Genomic DNA, 18,562 nt, shown 5'->3' with positions numbered 1-18,562 from the left:
TCTAAAAAGTAACACAAAGGACACCATAACTATGAAAAAGCCTGAAGAGATCATCATGGCCGTGCTTGCGGCCTTGTGGGTGATTTTGACCTATTTTGTTTTGACTTACATCGGCGCTCATCTTGAGACTTCGTTAACGATTACCGGCTTGACCTTATTGTGGTGCGTGGTGGCCTTTGTGTTCTGGCAAAAGAACTTGATGACGTGGTTGTGGCCGGTATTCATCGGTTTGCTCATCGCTTGCTGGTGGCCGTTTTGGGATTGGTTCGCCATCAAAGACGTGGTCGACACTTCACGCATCGGTGACACTTTGTTGATGACCAAACCTTGGTACGCCACTTGGACGTTTAAATTCGCCATCGCCATCGTCCCTACCTTGCTTGCCTATGTGGGCGCATGGAAATTGGCACAAAAGCGCAAACAAAAAGCAGTACCCCCTACTCCCTTGGCTTAACTTTTTTCTTATTTAATTGAGAAAAGACCAGATAAAGAAAGATTGCACGTATGTCAGAAGACAAAAGCAAAGCCTTAGCCGCCGCCTTGGCGCAAATTGAGAAAAACTTTGGTAAAGGCGCCATCATGAAAATGGATGGCAGCCACAAAGACGAAAATTTGGAAGTCGTTTCCACCGGTTCTTTGGGTTTGGACTTGGCTTTGGGCGTCGGTGGTTTGCCACGCGGACGCATTGTGGAAATTTACGGCCCGGAATCCTCAGGCAAAACCACCATGTGTTTGGAAGCGGTAGCACAATGCCAAAAAAATGGCGGCGTGTGTGCGTTCATCGATGCGGAAAACGCCTTTGATCCAATTTATGCACGCAAATTGGGCGTCAAAGTGGAAGACTTGTTGGTGTCGCAACCCGATACTGGCGAACAGGCTTTGGAAATCTGCGACATGTTGGTGCGCTCAGGTGGCGTGGACATGGTGGTGATAGACTCGGTCGCGGCTTTGGTACCGAAAGCCGAGATTGAAGGCGAAATGGGCGACAGCCACGTTGGTTTGCAAGCGCGTTTGATGAGCCAAGCCTTGCGCAAGCTCACCGGCAACATCAAACGCACCAATACTTTGGTGGTGTTCATCAACCAAATTCGCATGAAAATCGGTGTGATGTTTGGCAGCCCTGAAACCACTACCGGCGGCAATGCCTTGAAATTCTATGCCTCTGTGCGTTTGGACATCCGTCGTACCGGCCAAATCAAAAAAGGCGATGATATTTTGGGCAATGAAACCCGCGTCAAAGTGGTGAAAAACAAGGTGGCGCCGCCGTTCAAACAAGCCGAATTCGACATTTTGTATGGCGAAGGCGTGAGCTTGGAAGGCGAAATCATCGACATCGGCGTGAAACTGGGTTTGGTGGAAAAATCCGGCGCATGGTACAGCTATGGTGGCAATAAAATTGGCCAAGGCAAAGACAATACGCGCTTGTGGTTGAAAGAAAACCCAGAAATCGCCAACGAAATCGAGCAAAAAATCCGTGCCGAAGTGGGCATCAATGCCCAAATCACCGAAGGCACTTTAGATGATACCGATGGCGATGAGCCCAACGATTTTGAATAATTGAATCGGTTTGAATGGGATTTAAACATGCGGCCTGTAAATCTTTACAGGCCGCATTTTGATGTGTAATTGCCTGAACACAGTATTTACTTATGCGACGAATAAGCAAGCTAGCCTGTATGCCCACAGAAATACCTGTAGCCATTTTACCGCAAATGCCTTGCATAAAAGCAACGACGGCGTGCGCAACGAGCCACACCAATGCCATTGATTCAAAAGGTATAACATAAGCGGCCTGTAAGTGTTTACAGGCCGCTTTTCTGTGGCGCGAAGCCGTTAAATCCGTCCTCTTGCCCAAATAGAGCATTTATGTTTTGATGTGTTTTCATGCTTATTCAACCCCATTCTTGGAGTGTGTATGTTCAATAAAAGCCAAGGCAATGCCAACGACAACAGCGTCAGCCACACCATCAAACAACCGCCGCGCCTGTTCCCCCACACCCAACAAACCATCGCCAACATCGAAGCCTATTTGGGCGCACCGCTGCTGTGTTATTGGAACAGCCCGCGCGGCAGCATTTGTGGCAACGATGTGTTGGCGCTGTACCACTTGCTCGAACACATAGGCAACCACGACAAAATCTACGTCTTCATCAAAAGCGACGGCGGCAGCGGCATCCAAGCGCTGCGCATGATTAATTTGATTCGCGGCCACAGCAAGGAATTGGTGTCGCTGGTGCCGCTGGAATGCGCGTCTGCCGCCACCATGATGGCCATCGGCGCCAACCAAATCCACATGGGGCCGATGGCGTATTTGAGCGCCGTCGATACCTCCCTCACCCACGACTTGTCGCCGCTGGACCGCGACAACGACAGGGTCTCGGTGAGCCTGAATGAGTTAACCCGCGTGGTGAAACTGTGGCGCAACAATACCGAAGACAAGGATTCCAATCCGTACAAATCGCTGTTTGAACATGTGCACCCGCTGGTCATCGGTGCGGTCGACCGTGCCGAATCCTTGTCCATCATGTTGTGTGAGGAATTGCTGTCCTACCACATCGCCGACAAGACCAAGGTCAAACAAATCGCCGAAACCTTGAACAACAAATACCCATCGCATTCCTACCCCATCATGACCGAGGAAGCGCGCTCCATCGGCCTGAACATCGAACGCATGGACCCAGTGTTGAACAATATGTTGTTGGACTTGAACTCTTTGTATGCGGAAATGGGCCAACGCGCCGTCACCGATACCGACGACACCCATTCGCACTCAAATGAAATCCTGAACATTTTGGAAACCCGCGGCCGCCAAGTGTTTTACCAAAACGACAAAGACTGGTTTTACCGCACCGAGGAGCGCCGTTGGCTGACCTTGAACGACAATTCGGCATGGCACAATACCGAATGGAATGAGCAAGGCCAGATACAAGAATCCATCGTGCATTTAGCGTAATCCTATTTGTTTGCATCGTGCTTGTTATTTACAGGCCGCTTATATACAGATAAGCGGCCTGTAAAACATAGCTACTCAGCTAATGGCTTAAACCAACCAATCACTGTGCTGTAAGCTGCAACTGCGACCATAGAAAACACAGTGTTCATACACAAGGCACAATGCACCGAATCAGTAAGAATCAATGTATCGCCACCACCTGCACAAAACCATCTAGTCTAAGCCGACTCAACAGACACGCTGGTTGAATATATGCTGATTCATATGCCCTTACAAACTTACAGGCCGCTTATACACACATAAGTAGCCTGTAAAGCATATTGGAGCCCTACTAATGGCTTGTATCAACCAATCACTGTGCTGCAAGCTGCAACTGCGACCATAGAAAACACAGCGTTCATACACAAGGCACAATGCACCGCATCAGTAAGAATCAATGTATCGCCACCACCTGCACAAAACCATACAGCCTAAGCCCACAAAATATGTGTGCTGGTTGAAAACAGGTTTATCCATACCAACACAAACTGACAGGCCACTTATCGGTACATAATAAGCGGCCTGTAAGCCTTATTTCTGCACCGCTCAGGACTCATTCAATGCCATCTTGGTATTTCACCGACGCATGCGAGCCATCGCAAAACGGTTTATTCGACGACATGCCACAGCGGCACAAGGCTTGGCGGTTGCGGATTTCATACGATGTGCCATCGCCACTTTCTACCCGTATGCCGCCGCGTACCATCAACGGGCCGCTACACCCCATGCCAGGATCTTCCACCGCCCAAATTTCGGCGTCTAGCGGCGTTTCGATGGGCTGCATGCTGTCCTTGTCCCACAACAGCAAACGCCCTGCCACACAATTGTGCACCATGAATTCGGTCAATTGCTCATGCTCTTTGCCCGCCAGCTGCACCTCGTTCCACACCCGTTTGCCATTGTCACAAAAGCGGGAAAAGCCGCAATAATGCTCATTGTCGGTGAGAATTTGCTTGGGGCCATCGATTTCCATAGAACCGTTTAACAAAGGCTCGAAACTCGCGCGCTCGGCCAAATCCACTTCGACCTTGGCATGGCTGCCGTCGCAAAACGGTGCGTTTTTGCTGTGACCACAGCGACACAAATACATCGTCGGCTTGCTGGTAAACGTCTTGCCCGCGGCATAGCGGCCAGATTGGCCGGCGGCATTTTTTTCGATAAACACTTGCTGTAAGGGCGGCTTGCCATAGACTTTGTACGGGCCGTTCGCGGTCACTTGGATGTAAATGGTGTCGGGAGCGGCGCTGCTACCTTGCTGTATCACAAATATTGGATGTTGAGACATGTGCTATTCCTTATGAGGTGTGTTGTTATGGTTGTGCCTACAGTCCAAATCAAGATGTTGCCGTTGCTGCGGGATGGCTCCTTGTTGAAGGTGAATATTGATGCGAAACAAGGCCATAGTAGCCGCGAGTGGGCGCAGCGTCTAGCCAAAAATACAGGCCGCTTATCTGACATAAGCGGCCTGTAAACACGGTTGATTGAGCAAAACGAATCTGTGCTTTAATTCAAAACCCAACATCCATTAAAAACCAAACGACAATCAAAAACCAAACATCCATTAAAAACCAAACGTTTTCGCCAATTCTTGCGCCGCCGTTTGCAAGCGCGGAATAAACGACAGCGATACCGTCAATGGCGTGGTTGCTACCTGCCCGTGCATGGCAATGGCGGCGATGCAGTTTTGCTTGTCGTCAAAAATCGGCACGGCGATGCAGGTAATGCCGAGCACAAATTCTTCATTGTCTATGCTGACATTGCGCACATTGATGCGTTCTAACTCCGCGTCTAGCTCATCAATATTGGTGAGCGTGTTCGGCGTTAAGGCCGCAAGCTTGGTCTGCGCCAACAAGGCATGGCGTTTGTCTTTGGGCATTTTCGACAAAAACAATTTGCCACTGGCGCAAGAATGCGCTGGCACGGTGGTGCCCGGTTGCAAATCCAAACGCAGCGGTGATGGCGACTCCATGCGGTCGAGGTACAACACTTGCGACTTCACCAACATGGTGAGGTTGCAGGTTTGACCGATGTCGGCCACCAAACCTTTTAAAATCGCATGGCGTTGGCGTTGCACATCGCCGTGATTGAGCACGGTGCTGCTCAAACGGGTCAGGCGCGGGCCTATGGTATACGCGTGTTTGGTGCCAGCATCGCGGATGATGAGGCCGCCCGCTTCCAAAGCCGCCAAATGGCGGTGGATGGACGGCTTAGGCAAATCCATCACCCGCGCCAATTCGGTCAAACTCATCGCATGGTCTGAGGCCGCCAGACATTCCAATAAGGAAAAGGCTTTTAAAGTAGGCGTTTCGTTTTCGCTCATGGTCACCCTTTAACGGCGGTTGGCACCGAAATTGGCTTGCAACAAGGCACAGGTTTGGCGTTGGTGGCGCACACCACGGCGGCGGCGGCCTTTAATCAACGGCGCATCAGGACGCTCGTCGGTGTGTTTGGCCACGGCTTTGATGTCGGTATTGAGTTTGCGCACCGCATTGCCACGCGGCTTGTCTTTGCTGGCATCGCTGGCCGCTTCTTTGGCCACTTCGCGGTTTTTGTCTTTGGCAGGTGCGACTTCTTTCATCACCGCTTTGCCATCGCCACTGAGTTTCACCGCATGCGCCTGCTCGTCACGCATCCAACGTGGCTCAAAGCCTTCGATTTTGTCCAATGGCAATTTTTGCTTGGTCAATTTGCAAATCGCCTCAAACATTTTTTGTTCAGACTCTTCCATCAACGACAAAGCCACGCCTTCGGCACCAGCGCGACCGGTACGACCGATGCGGTGCACATAGTCTTCGGCATTGGTCGGCATTTCGTAATTGATGACGAATGGCAATTCATTGATGTCCAAACCACGCGCCGCCACATCGGTGGCCACCAATACACGCACACCGCCTTCTTTGAACGCGGCCAAGGTTTCGGTGCGCTGTTGCTGCGCTTTGTCGCCATGAATGGCTTTGGCGCTGATGTTTTTACGCACCAAGTCACGCGTCACCTGATCGGCGCTGACCTTGGTTTTACAAAACACGATCACTTGCGACATGTCCAAATCGACAATCAAGCGCTCAAGCAAATGGCGTTTGCGGCTGCCATCAACGGCGATGACGTGTTGCTCGACGTTTTTGTTGGTGGTGTTTTGCGCCGCCACTTCGATGGTTTCAGGCTGGTGCATGAAATCGTTGGCCAAACGTTTGATTTCTGGCGCGAACGTCGCTGAAAACAGCAGAATTTGGCGGTTTTTCGGCAACATGGCGATGATTTTGCGGATGTCGTCAATGAAACCCATGTCGAGCATGCGGTCGGCTTCGTCCAGCACCAAAATGTCAACTTTGTTCAATTGGATGTTTTTCTGGCCAACATGGTCAAGCAAACGACCAACAGTCGCCACCACAATCTCACGGCCGCTGCGCAAGGCTTGCGCTTGCGCATCCATATTGGTGCCACCGAACACCACCGTGTGTTTGAGCGGCAGGTGTTTGATGTAAGACGTGACATTGGCATCGATTTGGTCGGCTAATTCGCGTGTGGGCGTTAACACCAACATGCGCACCGGATGCATGGCCGGTGAGGCGCTGGTATTGGCAAAGCGTTTCAAGCGCTCCAAGCTCGGCAACATGAACGCGGCGGTTTTACCGGTACCGGTTTGCGCGGCGGCAAGCAAGTCATGCCCCGCCAAAGCCTTGGGTATGGCGGCAGATTGAATCGGTGTTGGTGTGGTATAGCCTTGTTCGTCCAATGCTTGGACAATTTCATTCGATAAACCCAATGATGCAAAAGCATTCATGCTTTTAAAACCCCTTGTGTTGCGGTTACAGGCGGCCTGTAACCGAATAATTTGTACGACTGTTGTGTTTACAACATGTCTTTGTGTGCCAATTGTTGGGCTTGTTGTTCCCGTTGGTGTAATTGGCGGTAATGCGCCAAGGACTGCTCCACATAATCGATGTGACCACTGGCCAATTGCCGCGCCAACACGCTGTCTTTGGCGCGTATCGCTTCTAATATGGCCCAATGCTGCACCCGCAAGCTGAGTTTGGCGTCGTCATCCACGGAAAACATATTCGCCAAGTTTTGTTGCGTGTGCTGATGCAAAATTCGCAACAAACTGGCCGACAATTGTATGAACAATACATTGTGTGAAGCTTCGGCGATGGCTTGATGAAAGTTCACGTCGGCTTGTGATTGTAATTTCACGCTTTTGTGCTCAACCGCTGCATCGATTTGCTGTAACCAATACTCGATGCGCTCCAAATCGGTGTCGGTACGGCGCTCTGCGGCCACCGCTGCCAACATCCCTTCTAAGGAACGCCTGAAGTCTAACACATCGCTCTCTAAATATTCATGGTGTTGCAACAAATCTTGCCAACCACCGACAAATGCGCGCTGCAATTGGTCAGAAACATAATAACCATCGCCTTGGCGCGCTTCGAGCATCTCACGCGTGGTCAATACCCGCAGCGCATCGCGAATTGACGGGCGCGACACCCCAAATTCCTCAGCCAATTGGCGCTCCGGTGGTAACTTCGATTTGGCCGCATACACACCACGCACGATGCGTTCTTCTAAGACCAGAGCGATTTGCTCAAATAATTTTTGGGTTTTGATCACGGCATCACCTCGTTTTTTACACTCTGCACCGATGGCACATAAATGATTGATTTTAATATGAATAAACCAGTCACCGTGCAATTCAAATGCCCAAATTGACATAGCTCGTATGCAAACAATGATTGACCTAAGCGTCAGATATTTGTAAAGTATTTGTAAATAAAAGAATTGGTCTGACCAATTTACCAAGGATAACACAGAATGGAAACCTCAAACAATCCTCTAGAACACGTGACCGATGTGTATTTTTTCGGTACCTGTGTTTTGGACATCTTCATGCCTGAAGCAGGTATGGATGCCATGACTTTGTTAGAACAACAAGGCATACGCGTGCATTACCCTCAAGAACAAAGCTGTTGCGGTCAGCCGGCTTATTCTTCAGGCCGACCGAAGGAATCGTTTGCGGTGGCCAAAGAACAATTAAAATTGTTCCCCAATCCTTGGCCCATCGTCGTGCCGTCTGGCTCTTGCGGCGGCATGATGAAACACCATTGGCCAGAATTGTTTGACGGTACTGAGTGGGAACGTCAAGCGAATGAAATCTCCAGCCGTGTGTATGAGTGGTCGCGCTTCTTGGTCGATGTGCTGCATTACAGCCCCAAAGACACCGGCACGCCGATGAAAGTCGCGGTACACACCAGTTGCGGTGCCCGTCGCGAAATGAATGTGCACACTTCTAGCTGGGCTTTGGTTGATGCCTTAGAAAACGTCGAACGTGTGGTGCACGACCATGAAAGCGAATGCTGCGGTTTTGGCGGCACCTTCTCAATGAAACACCCTGACATCTCAGGTGCCATGGTCAGCGACAAAGTCAAAGCCTTAAAAGCCACCGAAGCCACAGCCATCATCAGTGCCGACGCCGGCTGCATGATGAACATCGGCGGTAAAATCGCCAAAGACGACCCCAGCATGCCCAAACCAAAACACTTGGCGACCTTCTTATTGGAACGCACCGGTGGCAAAACCTACGAGGAGCAAGCGTAATGAGCGCCCGTGACAACATCTTTGCCAAGCTGCGTGCTGCCAATGCCATTCCGTTGGCCGAGCCACAAACGCAAGAATACTATGCCGAAATGACCCCGCATTGGGACACGCCTGCGCAGCGCTTGCAGCACTGGGCCGCGACCATGCGCAAAGTCAAAGGCGAAATCATCTGGTGTCATCAACACAATTGGGCGGAGCGCTTTGCCGAAGTGGTGGCCGAAAAAGGCATACACAATATCGTGATGCCGATGCAAACCGCGCACGGCCAACAAGCGGCAACCGTATTACAACACAAGCGGCCTGAAACCCACATCACCGCCTTTGACCGCAAGCTCGAAGACTGGAAAGACGAATTGTTTGCTGACATTGATGCGGGTTTCACCGACATCAAAGCCGGCATTGCCCATACCGGTACTTTATTGTTGTGGCCGACGCCAGAACAACCGCGCACCATGAGTTTGGTGCCGCCAATACACATTGCTTTATTCGATACCACCACTTTGTACGACGATTTTTACAATGCCATGCACGGTGAACACATGCCAGCGGGCATGCCCACCAATGTGGTGTTGATTTCAGGTCCATCCAAGACCTCAGACATACAATTGACCTTGGCTTTCGGCGCCCACGGCCCACGCGATTTGGTGGTGTTGGCGGTGTTGCCAGACGAAATCGCCATCAGCGATGTGGAGGCAAGCGCATGAACGAGCAAACCGTACACTTTATCCCGGAAACCTTCAAAGCCAATGCCAAAACCGCGTTGGCCGATGAGCCTTTGCGCATCAGCTTGCGCACCGCCATGGATGGCTTGATGGCCAAACGCAAAGCGGTGTTGTCAGACGAGCATGAATTACAGGCTTTGCGCACCTTGTGTGAACACGTGCGCAAACGCTCGCTGTCCCGCTTGCCAGAACTGTTGGAACAGTTGGAAGCCAATCTGACCCGTTTGGGCGTGACCGTGCACTGGGCCGAAACCCCAGCCGAAGCGTGCCAAATCATCGATGGCATCATGGACCAGCACAACGGCAAGTTGATGGTCAAAGGCAAGTCCATGGTGAGTGAAGAAGTGGAATTGAACCACTATCTGGAAGCGCGTGGCAAAGAGGCGATAGAAAGCGACATGGGCGAATACATCGTGCAAATGGCGCACGAAAAGCCGACCCACATCGTGATGCCAGCCATCCACAAAACCAAACAGCAAATCTCCAAATTGTTCCACGACAATTTACACACCCCGCTTACCGATGACGTCGATGAAATGATTCAAATCGGCCGCCAAGCGCTGCGCGATGTGTATCGCACTGCCGATGTCGGTTTGTCAGGGGTGAATTTTGCCGTGGCCGAAACCGGCACGCTGTGCTTGGTGGAAAACGAGGGCAATGGCCGTCTGTCCACCACCGTGCCGCCAGTACACATCGCCATTACCGGCATCGAAAAAGTGGTGGCGCGTCTGGACGACGTCGTGCCTTTGTACAGCTTGCTCACGCGCTCAGCGGTCGGCCTCAACATCACCACTTACTTCAATATGATTACCGGCCCACGCCGCAGTGCCGAATTGGATGGCCCGCAAGAGATGCATTTGGTCTTGCTCGACAATGGTCGCACCCAAGCCTATGCCGATGAACAATTGCGCAAGACTTTGCAATGCATACGCTGCGGCGCGTGCATGAACCATTGCCCAGTGTATTCCCGCATCGGTGGCGCCGCTTACGGCACTACTTACCCTGGCCCAATTGGTGAAATCATTTCACCGCATTTGATGGGTTTGGAAGCGACCAAAGACTTGCCTACCGCCTCTAGCCTGTGCGGTGCTTGTGGCGAAGTTTGCCCGGTGCGCATTCCGATTCCTGAATTGCTGGTGCGCCTGCGCACCGAAGCGCAACGCGACCCGAACGAGCAAGTGGCCAACCCGATACGCGGTCAAGGCGCGGCGCACAAATTGAGCGAACAAATGGCATGGCGTGCGTTTGACGGCATTTTTGGTGGCAATAAGGTTTACCAATATTTCGGCAAAATCGCCACCAGCATGCGTGGTTTAACCCCGAAAAGCCAATTCGGCTGGACGCAAAACCACACGCCTTTGAAGCCAGCTAAGAAAACCTTGCATCAATTGATGAAAGAAAAACAACGCTGAATCACATGAAGAAGCGGCCTGTAAACCCAACCTAGGAGTCATGCCTACACAACTGAGTACCTCGCACTACACACAAAACAATAGGACAGGCACAAAGCCGTCCACACAAAATTGATAGAGAACTATTAAATCCGTTTCACACGCGGGTCACGATTAACACCAAATTGCGCAGCAATTTATCACAACCATTCATGGGGTATATGTATATGGAACAGTGGTTACAGAATTACACAGCTGTCGGCGGAAGCTTGTACGCCACAGCAGCAGTGGCTTTATTACCAATCGTCTTTTTCTTTGTGGCTTTGGCAGGTTTAAAGCTTAAGGGTCACATTGCGGGCTTATTGACCTTATTGATTTCGATGGCCGTTGCCATCTTCGCTTACAAAATGCCGGTCAGCATGACGGTTTCGGCTGCGGTTTATGGATTCTTATACGGCTTGTGGCCGATTGCATGGATCATCGTGACCGCCGTATTCTTGTACAAAATCACCGTCAAAACCGGTCAATTTGATGTCATCCGTGCTTCGGTGATGTCGATTACCGAAGACCAACGCATCCAATTGTTATTGGTTGGTTTCTGTTTCGGTGCTTTCTTAGAAGGCGCGGCAGGTTTTGGTGCTCCGGTAGCGATTACCGCTGCTTTGTTGGTGGGTTTGGGCTTTAATCCACTCTACGCTGCTGGTTTGTGCTTGATTGCCAACACCGCGCCTGTGGCCTTTGGTGCCGTGGGTGTGCCGGTGATTGTGGCCGGTCAAGTGTCTGGCATCGATCCTTACCATGTGGGTCAATTGGCCGGTCGTCAATTGCCTATCTTGTCGGTGATTGTGCCATTCTGGTTGATCGCCATGATGGACGGCATGCGCGGCATCAAACAAACTTGGCCTGCAGTATTGGTGTGCGGCGTGACCTTTGCCATCACCCAATTCTTGACTGCCAACTTCATCGGCCCAGAATTGCCAGACATCACTTCAGCCTTGGTAAGCTTGATTTGCTTGGCCTTGTTCATGAAGAAATGGCAGCCAAAAGAAATCTTCACCTTTGCAGGCATGAAACCGTTGAACCGCGACGCCAACAAATCTGAATACACTGGCGCGCAAATTTTCAAGGCTTGGTCTCCATTCATCATCTTGACTGCGATGATTGCATTGTGGTCGATTAAAGATGTACAAGGCTTGTTGAAATTCTCCACCATCGAATTTGAATTCCCTGGTTTGCACAATTTGGTAATGAAAACCGCTCCGATTGTGGCGGAAAACACCCCTTACGCAGCGATGTTCAAATGGAACATCTTGGGTGCCAGCGGTACGTCTATCTTGATTACTGCCATCATCACCAGCGTGTTGTTGAAATTCAGCGCCTCTAACTTCTTCAAGACTTTCTTTGAAACCTTGTACGAATTGCGCTTGTCTGTGTTCTCGATTGGTTTGGTATTGGGTTTTGCACAAGTGGCCAACTACTCTGGTTTGTCTTCTACCTTGGCTTTGGTCTTGGCAGGCACCGGCGCATTGTTCCCATTCTTCTCACCATTCTTGGGTTGGTTGGGCGTGTTCTTGACCGGTTCAGACACTTCTTCCAATGCCTTGTTTGGCTCTTTGCAAGCCAATACCGCCAACCACTTGGGCTTGGACCCAACCTTGGCTGTGGCTGCCAACACCACCGGTGGTGTGACAGGCAAAATGATTTCGCCACAATCCATCGCCGTGGCTTGCGCCGCCGTGGGCTTGCAAGGTCAAGAATCCAAATTGTTTCGCTTTACCGTGAAACACAGCTTGGTATTCTGTACGTTTGTCGGCATCTTGTGCGTGATCCAAGAATACGTAATGCCTTGGACTTTGCACTTGTTCACCAAGTAAGCCAGCATCGCAACAACATCCAACCTGCTTCGCAAGAAGCAGGTTTTTTTGTTTACAGGCCGCTTAGAGCACTATTTTAAGCATAACTGTTATCACATTTTCCACCATGATGGCGTCGCATTGGCAACAGAAAATGTCGCATTGCTCTGCCATCAAATGTGGCCGCCTCCATTATCCTTGCGCTGCTGTGACACACACATGGCACACCACCGCCACGCCAAGCGCCTCCTCTGCATTGCCTTGGACAAGATGGCGGTGCCCCACAACACACAGATAAAAAAACATCATGAAAACCACTTTGAAACTGTTAAGCATTGCCAGCCTGATGGCACTCACCCACACAGCCCACGCCGACTGGATAGACGATGCCGTATTAAAAAACGATGCCCAAGTCATCCAATTGCGCCAACACATCCACCAGCACCCAGAATTGGGCAATCTGGAATTTGAAACCTCCAAACTGGTGCAAAAAGAACTCAAGTCTTATGGCATAGAAGTGAAAACCGGTTATGCCAAAACCGGCGTCATCGGCATCTTAAAAGGTGCTAAAGCCGGCCCTGTGATGGCGGTGCGCGCCGACATGGATGCCTTGCCCATGGCCGAAAAAACCGGCTTGCCGTTTGCCAGTAAGGCCAAATCCACTTACCAAGGCAAGGAAACTGAAGTGATGCATGCTTGTGGTCACGATGCCCACACCGCCATGTTATTGGGTGCGGCCAAAATCTTGGCCGAGCACAAAGAGCAATTGGCTGGCACAGTGGTGTTTGTGTTCCAACCGGCAGAAGAAGGCGGCGCCGACATCGACAATTTCAGCCAAAGTGCCAGCATAGGCGCACGTAAGATGATGAGCGATGGCGCGCTTAACAATCCCAAACCCGAGGTGATGTTTGGCCAACACGTGATGGCCAATATGCGCAGCGGTGAATACGCTTACAAAGCCGGCGCCGCCCTCAACAGCGCCGATGGCTTCCAAGTCACGGTAACAGGCAAGCAAGTGCACGGCTCTATGCCATGGGCAGGACGCGACCCGATTGTGGCTGCGGCCAATATGATTGCGCAGGCGCAGACCTTGGTCAGCCGTCGCGCCGACATCAGCAAAGGCATGGGCCTGGTGTCGTTTGGCAACATCCATGGAGGCACGGCGGAAAACATCATTCCCGAAACCGTGACCATGGCCGGCACCATACGCAGCAACCATCCCGACATCCGCAATGCCTTGGTACAAGGCTTGCCAGAGGTATTGAACAACGTCGCCAAGGCCAATGGTGTGCAAGTCGAGGTCAAACAAGCGGCATACGCGCCAGTGACCATGAATGAGCCTAAACTCACCGAAGTGATGGCGGCCAGTTTGCAAAAAGCCTCAGGCGGCAAAGCGCATGTGCTTGCCACCAACCAAGCGCCGAGTGAAGACTTCGCCTTTTATGCCGAAAAAATCCCGTCTTTGTATGTGTTCTTGGGCGCCACGCCAGCAGGGCAAGACTTGAGCAAAGCCGCTCCCAATCACAGCCCTGAATTCACCGTCGACAATGCCACCTTAAAAACCGGCGTCAACGGCTTGGTGCGCATGGTGTTGGACTATCCACAATACCGCGATGCAGTCCAAGCCAGCTGGCGCAGCGCCCAATCATAATCCTCCCCTTTTCCGTCTCTTTTTTCCGCCTGCTTGTCACCGAGCAGGTCTTTTTTATTTACAGGCTGCTTGAATGTCACAATAATCATCAACAGCAACAATCTGGGCTATGCCTTGCCTCTTTACCGACAACCAATAAGGACAGTTCATGGAAAAAATCGTGTTGTACACCCACCCACAATCGCGTGGTCGCAATGTGGTGTGGATGCTGGAAGAATGTGGTGCCGAATATGAGTGTGTGGTGTTGAATTTCGGTGAGGATTTGAAAACGCCTGAGTATTTGGCCATCAATCCCATGGGCAAATTGCCAGCGTTGCGCTACGGCGACACGGTGATTACCGAAGCCTCTGCCATCATCGCCTTCTTGGCCGATGCCTTTCCACAAGCGAACTTGGCGCCGGCACTGAGCGATGCCAATCGCGGTGCTTATTACCGCTGGTTGTTTTACACCGCCAGCAGTGCCGAAGCAGCGCTGATGGAAGTAGCGTTCCAGTTCCCGATACAACCGGCGATGCGCAAAACCTTGGGCTATGGCAGCATGGAGCAAGTCATCGCCACCATAGATGGGCAATTGCAGCAACAGCCATATTTAACCGGCGCACACTTCCAAGCCTGTGATTTATTGCTGGCGGGCTTGTTGATGTTTGCCAGCCGCAGCAAAGCTTTAACCCCTACAGCGGCGATGCAAGACTATTTGGCCCGCATCATGGCGCGCCCCGCGTTTCAAGCGATGAACCAAATTAGCGAGGCACAATTGGCGCAATTATCGGCATAAATGTCTATATGGCTAACGCCATCATGCGCAATACCCATGCAAGCGGCCTGTAACAAACTTACAGGCCGCTTGTGTATCTTTCCATGCATTAATGCGCACATAAACCACAATCAACTACCTGTGGTACGACGATACACACCTTGTGTCTTGCGCACTGTCTGTTGTCATATGAAACCTCCATACTGTCAGCACGGTCTCACCCCAAACCACCCACCGTGTAACCCCCGCATCGCTACCGCTTAGCCATCATTAACGCATGACTTCATGGCCGCCATCCGCTGCCATTTGATTGAGGAGTAAACATGATTAAACGCATCAGCTTGCTGGCCTTATTCAGCTTGTGCGCCGTGGTACAAGCGCAAAACCAACACCATTTGGTCAACGGCATTACCCTGAACGACAGCTTGGCCAAAGTCAAACAGCAATTGGGTCAACCCAGCAGCGAAACCCGCACCGACCCGAACGAATGCAATGAGGGTGCACCAGACCTGCAATTGCGCTACCCCGGCATGGTGGTGACCTTGTCGCCAGACGCCAAGCAACAATACAGCGTTTCCAGCATAGACATCACCTCGGCCGCGCTCAATGTTTCAGGCATACGCTTGGGCGACAGCGCCAGCCAAGTGAAGCGCGTGTTTGGCAGCAGCGACATGCGCAACAATGTCATGATTTACGATTTTGAACCGCAATCAGGACAAACCTACGAATTCACCGTGCGCGGCGGCAAAGTCAGCCACATCAAATTCAATTCTTATATGTGTTAAATCCACATAACAAAGCGGCCTGTAAGGGTTTACAGGCCGCTTCATCATATTGTGGCAGCATAATGCCAAATCAGGCTTATTTCACATCTTGGCGCATGTAGCGGCGCAAAATCCAGAATTGGCTCACCATAAACACCACCATCACAATGATGTCGCCAAACGCGGTGAATTCCGCCCAATACTGTTTCCACACAAACGCGAACATCGCTTGCAAAAACGCCATAAAGCAGAAGAACGCCACCCAAATCCAATTGAGCTTCATCCATTGTTTGTCGCTCATCTCAAACACCTGCCCAAGCATTTTTTGGATGGCCGGTTTGCCGTCCAAAAACAGCGGGCTCATCGCCATGCCAAACGCAAACACCGCATTGATGATCGGTGCTTTCAAGCGGATGTAAAAATCGTCTTGAAAAGCCATGGTCAAGCCACCGAAAATCACCGTCAACGCCACCACCAGCCATTGGCGTTTTTCCAAGCTGAATTTTTGCAACACAAACATCAGACCGTACACAATCAACGTGGTAATCATCAAGCCCGAGGTGGCGGCAATGATGTGTTGGTTACCGGTGTGGTCGGTGGTTTTGTAGATATAGAAAAAAACGATTAACGGTATCCAGTCTAAAAACGGCTTTACCGCATCCAATGCTTTAGCGTTCATACACCCATGGCAAAAAAATTAAACAGCGCATATTGTAGCCTTAATTTACTGCTTTGCCGCATCGGCTTCATGTTAATTGCCGCAAATGTCATCCATAACGCGACAATCAAGACGCAGTTTGCTGCGCCAAACCGCATCTTTAACACATATATTTAACCATTTTCACACATACTGATTTAATATCACCAATATCGACGGTTTTAGAAACTAACTCAAGCATTCGTGCTCTTACGCGTAACAGATAATGTTTAATGCATTAATGAAAGAATTTATGAAAAAATGGCTGCTGGCAGCGTTGTTTTGGGGTTGTGGCAGTGTCGCACTGGCCAGTCTCAGCATGCCTACGGTACAAGGCGTGGCCTTGGGCGAATCGCTCAATTCCACCAAGAAAAAACTCGGCAAACCACTGCGCCAACAATACACCGCACCGAATGTGTGCAATCGTGATGCGCGCGATTTGGAATTGCACTACCGTGGCATGGTGGTGACCTTAATCGAAACCGCACGCCACCAATACATCGTCAGCGATGTGGAAATCACCGCCCAACCGTGGAAACTCAATGGCGTCGGCATAGGCGACAACGGCGCCAAAATCCAACACACGTTTGGGCCGACTGACATGATTAACGGCGTCATGCCTTACAACACCCGCGGCGAGCCGTATGGTTTTGACTTCATCATGCACAACAATAAAGTCAGCAAAATCAGTTACAACTCGTATTTGTGTTGATGTTGATGCTTAAACAGATAAAAGCGGCCTGTAAATGATTACAGGCCGCTTTTTTCATGTCAGTGCTTAACGGTGTATTGATTAAGCCACTTGGGTTTGGTGCTCGTCGCCTTGACGCTCACGAATCGCGCCCAAACGGTACACGGTTTCGCCTTGTGCGGCCAAGAATGCTTGCGCTTTGTCTGCATCTGCTGCGGCCACAATCACCACCATGCCGATGCCGCAGTTAAAGGTGCGGTACATTTCTTGCGCCTCTACATTGCCCGCTTGTTGCAACCATTGGAACAATTTTGGCAATTCCCAAGAAGCTGCATCGATTTGCGCCACAGTGTTTTCAGGCAACACGCGTGGCACGTTTTCGGTAATGCCGCCACCAGTGATGTGCGCCATGCCTTTGATGGTGAACTCTTTTAAAGCCGCCAAGATGGGTTTCACATACAAACGCGTTGGCGCAATAATCGCTTCACGCAAGGTTTTGTCACCGTCAAAGCCAGCCGCATCCAAATCAGGATTGTCGCGGGCGATGATTTTGCGCACCAAAGAGTAACCATTGGAATGCGCACCGTTCGATGCCAAACCCAATACCACGTCGCCAGCGACGATGCTGCGGCCATTGATGACTTGGTCTTTTTCAACCACGCCCACGGCAAAGCCGGCCAAATCGTATTCGCCTTCTGGGTACATGCCTGGCATTTCCGCTGTTTCGCCGCCGATTAAGGCGCAACCAGATTCTTCACAACCTTGGGCGATGCCTTTGATGACATCGGTAGCGCGCGCCACATCCAATTTGCCACAGGCAAAATAGTCCAAGAAGAACAATGGTTCGGCGCCTTGCACCAGAATATCGTTCACGCTCATCGCCACCAAGTCTATGCCCACGGTGTCGTGTTTGTCCCAGTCAAACGCCAATTTCAATTTGGTGCCCACACCATCGGTGCCTGAAACCAACACCGGATTTTGGTATTTTTTGCTGATTTCCACCAACGCACCAAAACCACCCAAATCGCCCAATACTTCAGGACGCATGGTGCGTTTTGCAAACGGCTTGATGTTTTCAACCAATTGATCGCCCGCGTCGATATCGACACCAGCATCGCGATAACTTAAAGAGTCGCTCATGAATGACAAATTTCCTAATGAGTGCCTAAAGGTAGGCGGCCTGAAAGAGTCGCTATTTTAACCGATTATGGACGGGCTGTAGAGAACAGAATGCAGATACTGCTATTTTTCAGACCCATGCGCTATATTCAGCCGTGTTTGTGTTGCCATGGCGCGCTATTGCTCGCACAGTTAAATGCCCATATCGACCTACATACCCGTACGGTATGACGGCAGACCCAAATGATATTGGTATTGTTGCGATGGATAAACTACCCTCAAACCAAGGCCATATCAGCCTTATCTCCACATTCATAATAAACGCATATTCATAATAAA

General features: G+C 50.8%; 17 protein-coding genes. 11 read left to right on the top strand and 6 right to left on the bottom strand.

Going from position 1 to position 18,562, the window contains the following annotated elements:
• The first annotated feature begins 31 nt into the window (after positions 1-31).
• The 3 genes from BN3003_RS08760 to BN3003_RS08750 all read left to right on the top strand — a co-directional run bounded on the left by BN3003_RS08760 (position 32) and on the right by BN3003_RS08750 (position 2,953).
• The gene (locus tag BN3003_RS08760; protein WP_058356245.1) at positions 32-454 is read left to right on the top strand and encodes a hypothetical protein; all 423 of its coding nucleotides are present in this window, start codon (positions 32-34) and stop codon (positions 452-454) included.
• 50 nt (positions 455-504) lie between these two features.
• Positions 505-1,557, top strand: coding sequence for a recombinase RecA (gene recA / locus BN3003_RS08755; protein WP_058356244.1), 1,053 nt, complete (start codon positions 505-507; stop codon positions 1,555-1,557).
• Between the two features lie 358 nt (positions 1,558-1,915).
• A complete protein-coding gene (locus BN3003_RS08750; RefSeq protein WP_058356243.1) occupies positions 1,916-2,953 on the top strand; it encodes a hypothetical protein in 1,038 nt (345 codons plus the stop codon).
• Positions 2,954-3,545: 592 nt separating this feature from the next.
• Here BN3003_RS08750 and BN3003_RS08745 read toward each other — a convergent pair.
• The 4 genes from BN3003_RS08745 to BN3003_RS08730 all read right to left on the bottom strand — a co-directional run bounded on the left by BN3003_RS08745 (position 3,546) and on the right by BN3003_RS08730 (position 7,597).
• Positions 3,546-4,277: a CDGSH iron-sulfur domain-containing protein gene (locus BN3003_RS08745; RefSeq protein WP_058356242.1), complete on the bottom strand. Its 732-nt coding sequence runs from the start codon at positions 4,275-4,277 to the stop codon at positions 3,546-3,548.
• A gap of 276 nt (positions 4,278-4,553) precedes the next feature.
• The gene (locus BN3003_RS08740; RefSeq protein ID WP_058356241.1) at positions 4,554-5,312 is read right to left on the bottom strand and encodes an IclR family transcriptional regulator; all 759 of its coding nucleotides are present in this window, start codon (positions 5,310-5,312) and stop codon (positions 4,554-4,556) included.
• Between the two features lie 9 nt (positions 5,313-5,321).
• On the bottom strand, positions 5,322-6,773 hold the full coding sequence (locus BN3003_RS08735) for a DEAD/DEAH box helicase (RefSeq protein ID WP_058356240.1): 1,452 nt from the start codon (positions 6,771-6,773) through the stop codon (positions 5,322-5,324).
• Between the two features lie 68 nt (positions 6,774-6,841).
• Entirely contained in the window at positions 6,842-7,597 is a 756-nt protein-coding gene (locus tag BN3003_RS08730) for a FadR/GntR family transcriptional regulator (protein WP_058356293.1), read from the bottom strand.
• A gap of 201 nt (positions 7,598-7,798) precedes the next feature.
• On the opposite strand from BN3003_RS08730, the gene BN3003_RS08725 reads away from it, so the two are divergent.
• The 7 genes from BN3003_RS08725 to BN3003_RS08695 all read left to right on the top strand — a co-directional run bounded on the left by BN3003_RS08725 (position 7,799) and on the right by BN3003_RS08695 (position 15,737).
• Complete coding sequence (locus BN3003_RS08725; RefSeq protein ID WP_058356239.1) at positions 7,799-8,581, top strand: (Fe-S)-binding protein; 783 nt, start codon at positions 7,799-7,801, stop codon at positions 8,579-8,581.
• On the top strand, positions 8,581-9,285 hold the full coding sequence (locus BN3003_RS08720) for a LutC/YkgG family protein (RefSeq protein WP_058356238.1): 705 nt from the start codon (positions 8,581-8,583) through the stop codon (positions 9,283-9,285). Before BN3003_RS08725 ends, BN3003_RS08720 begins: the two co-directional genes overlap by 1 nt.
• The gene (locus BN3003_RS08715; RefSeq protein WP_058356237.1) at positions 9,282-10,715 is read left to right on the top strand and encodes a LutB/LldF family L-lactate oxidation iron-sulfur protein; all 1,434 of its coding nucleotides are present in this window, start codon (positions 9,282-9,284) and stop codon (positions 10,713-10,715) included. Before BN3003_RS08720 ends, BN3003_RS08715 begins: the two co-directional genes overlap by 4 nt.
• A gap of 206 nt (positions 10,716-10,921) precedes the next feature.
• Positions 10,922-12,568: a lactate permease LctP family transporter gene (locus tag BN3003_RS08710; RefSeq protein WP_058356236.1), complete on the top strand. Its 1,647-nt coding sequence runs from the start codon at positions 10,922-10,924 to the stop codon at positions 12,566-12,568.
• A gap of 286 nt (positions 12,569-12,854) precedes the next feature.
• Positions 12,855-14,198, top strand: a complete 1,344-nt coding sequence (locus BN3003_RS08705; RefSeq protein ID WP_058356235.1) for an amidohydrolase — start codon at positions 12,855-12,857, stop codon at positions 14,196-14,198.
• Positions 14,199-14,346: 148 nt separating this feature from the next.
• The gene (locus BN3003_RS08700) at positions 14,347-14,973 is read left to right on the top strand and encodes a glutathione S-transferase family protein (protein WP_058356234.1); all 627 of its coding nucleotides are present in this window, start codon (positions 14,347-14,349) and stop codon (positions 14,971-14,973) included.
• Positions 14,974-15,275: 302 nt separating this feature from the next.
• Entirely contained in the window at positions 15,276-15,737 is a 462-nt protein-coding gene (locus BN3003_RS08695) for a hypothetical protein (RefSeq protein ID WP_058356233.1), read from the top strand.
• Between the two features lie 76 nt (positions 15,738-15,813).
• On the opposite strand, the gene ispZ is transcribed toward BN3003_RS08695, so the two are convergent.
• The gene (ispZ, locus tag BN3003_RS08690; RefSeq protein ID WP_058356232.1) at positions 15,814-16,395 is read right to left on the bottom strand and encodes a septation protein IspZ; all 582 of its coding nucleotides are present in this window, start codon (positions 16,393-16,395) and stop codon (positions 15,814-15,816) included.
• Between the two features lie 271 nt (positions 16,396-16,666).
• Here ispZ and BN3003_RS08685 point away from each other — a divergent pair, with 271 nt between their 5' ends.
• Complete coding sequence (locus BN3003_RS08685; RefSeq protein WP_058356231.1) at positions 16,667-17,125, top strand: hypothetical protein; 459 nt, start codon at positions 16,667-16,669, stop codon at positions 17,123-17,125.
• Positions 17,126-17,206: 81 nt separating this feature from the next.
• On the opposite strand, the gene purM is transcribed toward BN3003_RS08685, so the two are convergent.
• Positions 17,207-18,244, bottom strand: a complete 1,038-nt coding sequence (gene purM / locus BN3003_RS08680; protein WP_058356230.1) for a phosphoribosylformylglycinamidine cyclo-ligase — start codon at positions 18,242-18,244, stop codon at positions 17,207-17,209.
• Positions 18,245-18,562 lie beyond the last annotated feature (318 nt).

Origin of the sequence: Vitreoscilla massiliensis (genome assembly GCF_001457815.1) — a bacterium.
GTDB lineage: Bacteria > Pseudomonadota > Gammaproteobacteria > Burkholderiales > Neisseriaceae > Vitreoscilla > Vitreoscilla massiliensis.
This window is presented reverse-complemented; position numbering and strand designations above follow the sequence as displayed.

Bases quoted from the DNA above. Each gene is read 5' to 3' on its own strand.
- BN3003_RS08760 (WP_058356245.1), top strand. From the start codon at position 32: ATGAAAAAGCCTGAAGAGATCATCATGGCCGTGCTTGCGGCCTTGTGG.
- recA (WP_058356244.1), top strand. From the start codon at position 505: ATGTCAGAAGACAAAAGCAAAGCCTTAGCCGCCGCCTTGGCGCAAATT.
- BN3003_RS08750 (WP_058356243.1), top strand. From the start codon at position 1,916: ATGTTCAATAAAAGCCAAGGCAATGCCAACGACAACAGCGTCAGCCAC.
- BN3003_RS08745 (WP_058356242.1), bottom strand. From the start codon at position 4,277: ATGTCTCAACATCCAATATTTGTGATACAGCAAGGTAGCAGCGCCGCT.
- BN3003_RS08740 (WP_058356241.1), bottom strand. From the start codon at position 5,312: ATGAGCGAAAACGAAACGCCTACTTTAAAAGCCTTTTCCTTATTGGAA.
- BN3003_RS08735 (WP_058356240.1), bottom strand. From the start codon at position 6,773: ATGAATGCTTTTGCATCATTGGGTTTATCGAATGAAATTGTCCAAGCA.
- BN3003_RS08725 (WP_058356239.1), top strand. From the start codon at position 7,799: ATGGAAACCTCAAACAATCCTCTAGAACACGTGACCGATGTGTATTTT.
- BN3003_RS08720 (WP_058356238.1), top strand. From the start codon at position 8,581: ATGAGCGCCCGTGACAACATCTTTGCCAAGCTGCGTGCTGCCAATGCC.
- BN3003_RS08715 (WP_058356237.1), top strand. From the start codon at position 9,282: ATGAACGAGCAAACCGTACACTTTATCCCGGAAACCTTCAAAGCCAAT.
- BN3003_RS08710 (WP_058356236.1), top strand. From the start codon at position 10,922: ATGGAACAGTGGTTACAGAATTACACAGCTGTCGGCGGAAGCTTGTAC.
- BN3003_RS08705 (WP_058356235.1), top strand. From the start codon at position 12,855: ATGAAAACCACTTTGAAACTGTTAAGCATTGCCAGCCTGATGGCACTC.
- BN3003_RS08700 (WP_058356234.1), top strand. From the start codon at position 14,347: ATGGAAAAAATCGTGTTGTACACCCACCCACAATCGCGTGGTCGCAAT.
- BN3003_RS08695 (WP_058356233.1), top strand. From the start codon at position 15,276: ATGATTAAACGCATCAGCTTGCTGGCCTTATTCAGCTTGTGCGCCGTG.
- ispZ (WP_058356232.1), bottom strand. From the start codon at position 16,395: ATGAACGCTAAAGCATTGGATGCGGTAAAGCCGTTTTTAGACTGGATA.
- BN3003_RS08685 (WP_058356231.1), top strand. From the start codon at position 16,667: ATGAAAAAATGGCTGCTGGCAGCGTTGTTTTGGGGTTGTGGCAGTGTC.
- purM (WP_058356230.1), bottom strand. From the start codon at position 18,244: ATGAGCGACTCTTTAAGTTATCGCGATGCTGGTGTCGATATCGACGCG.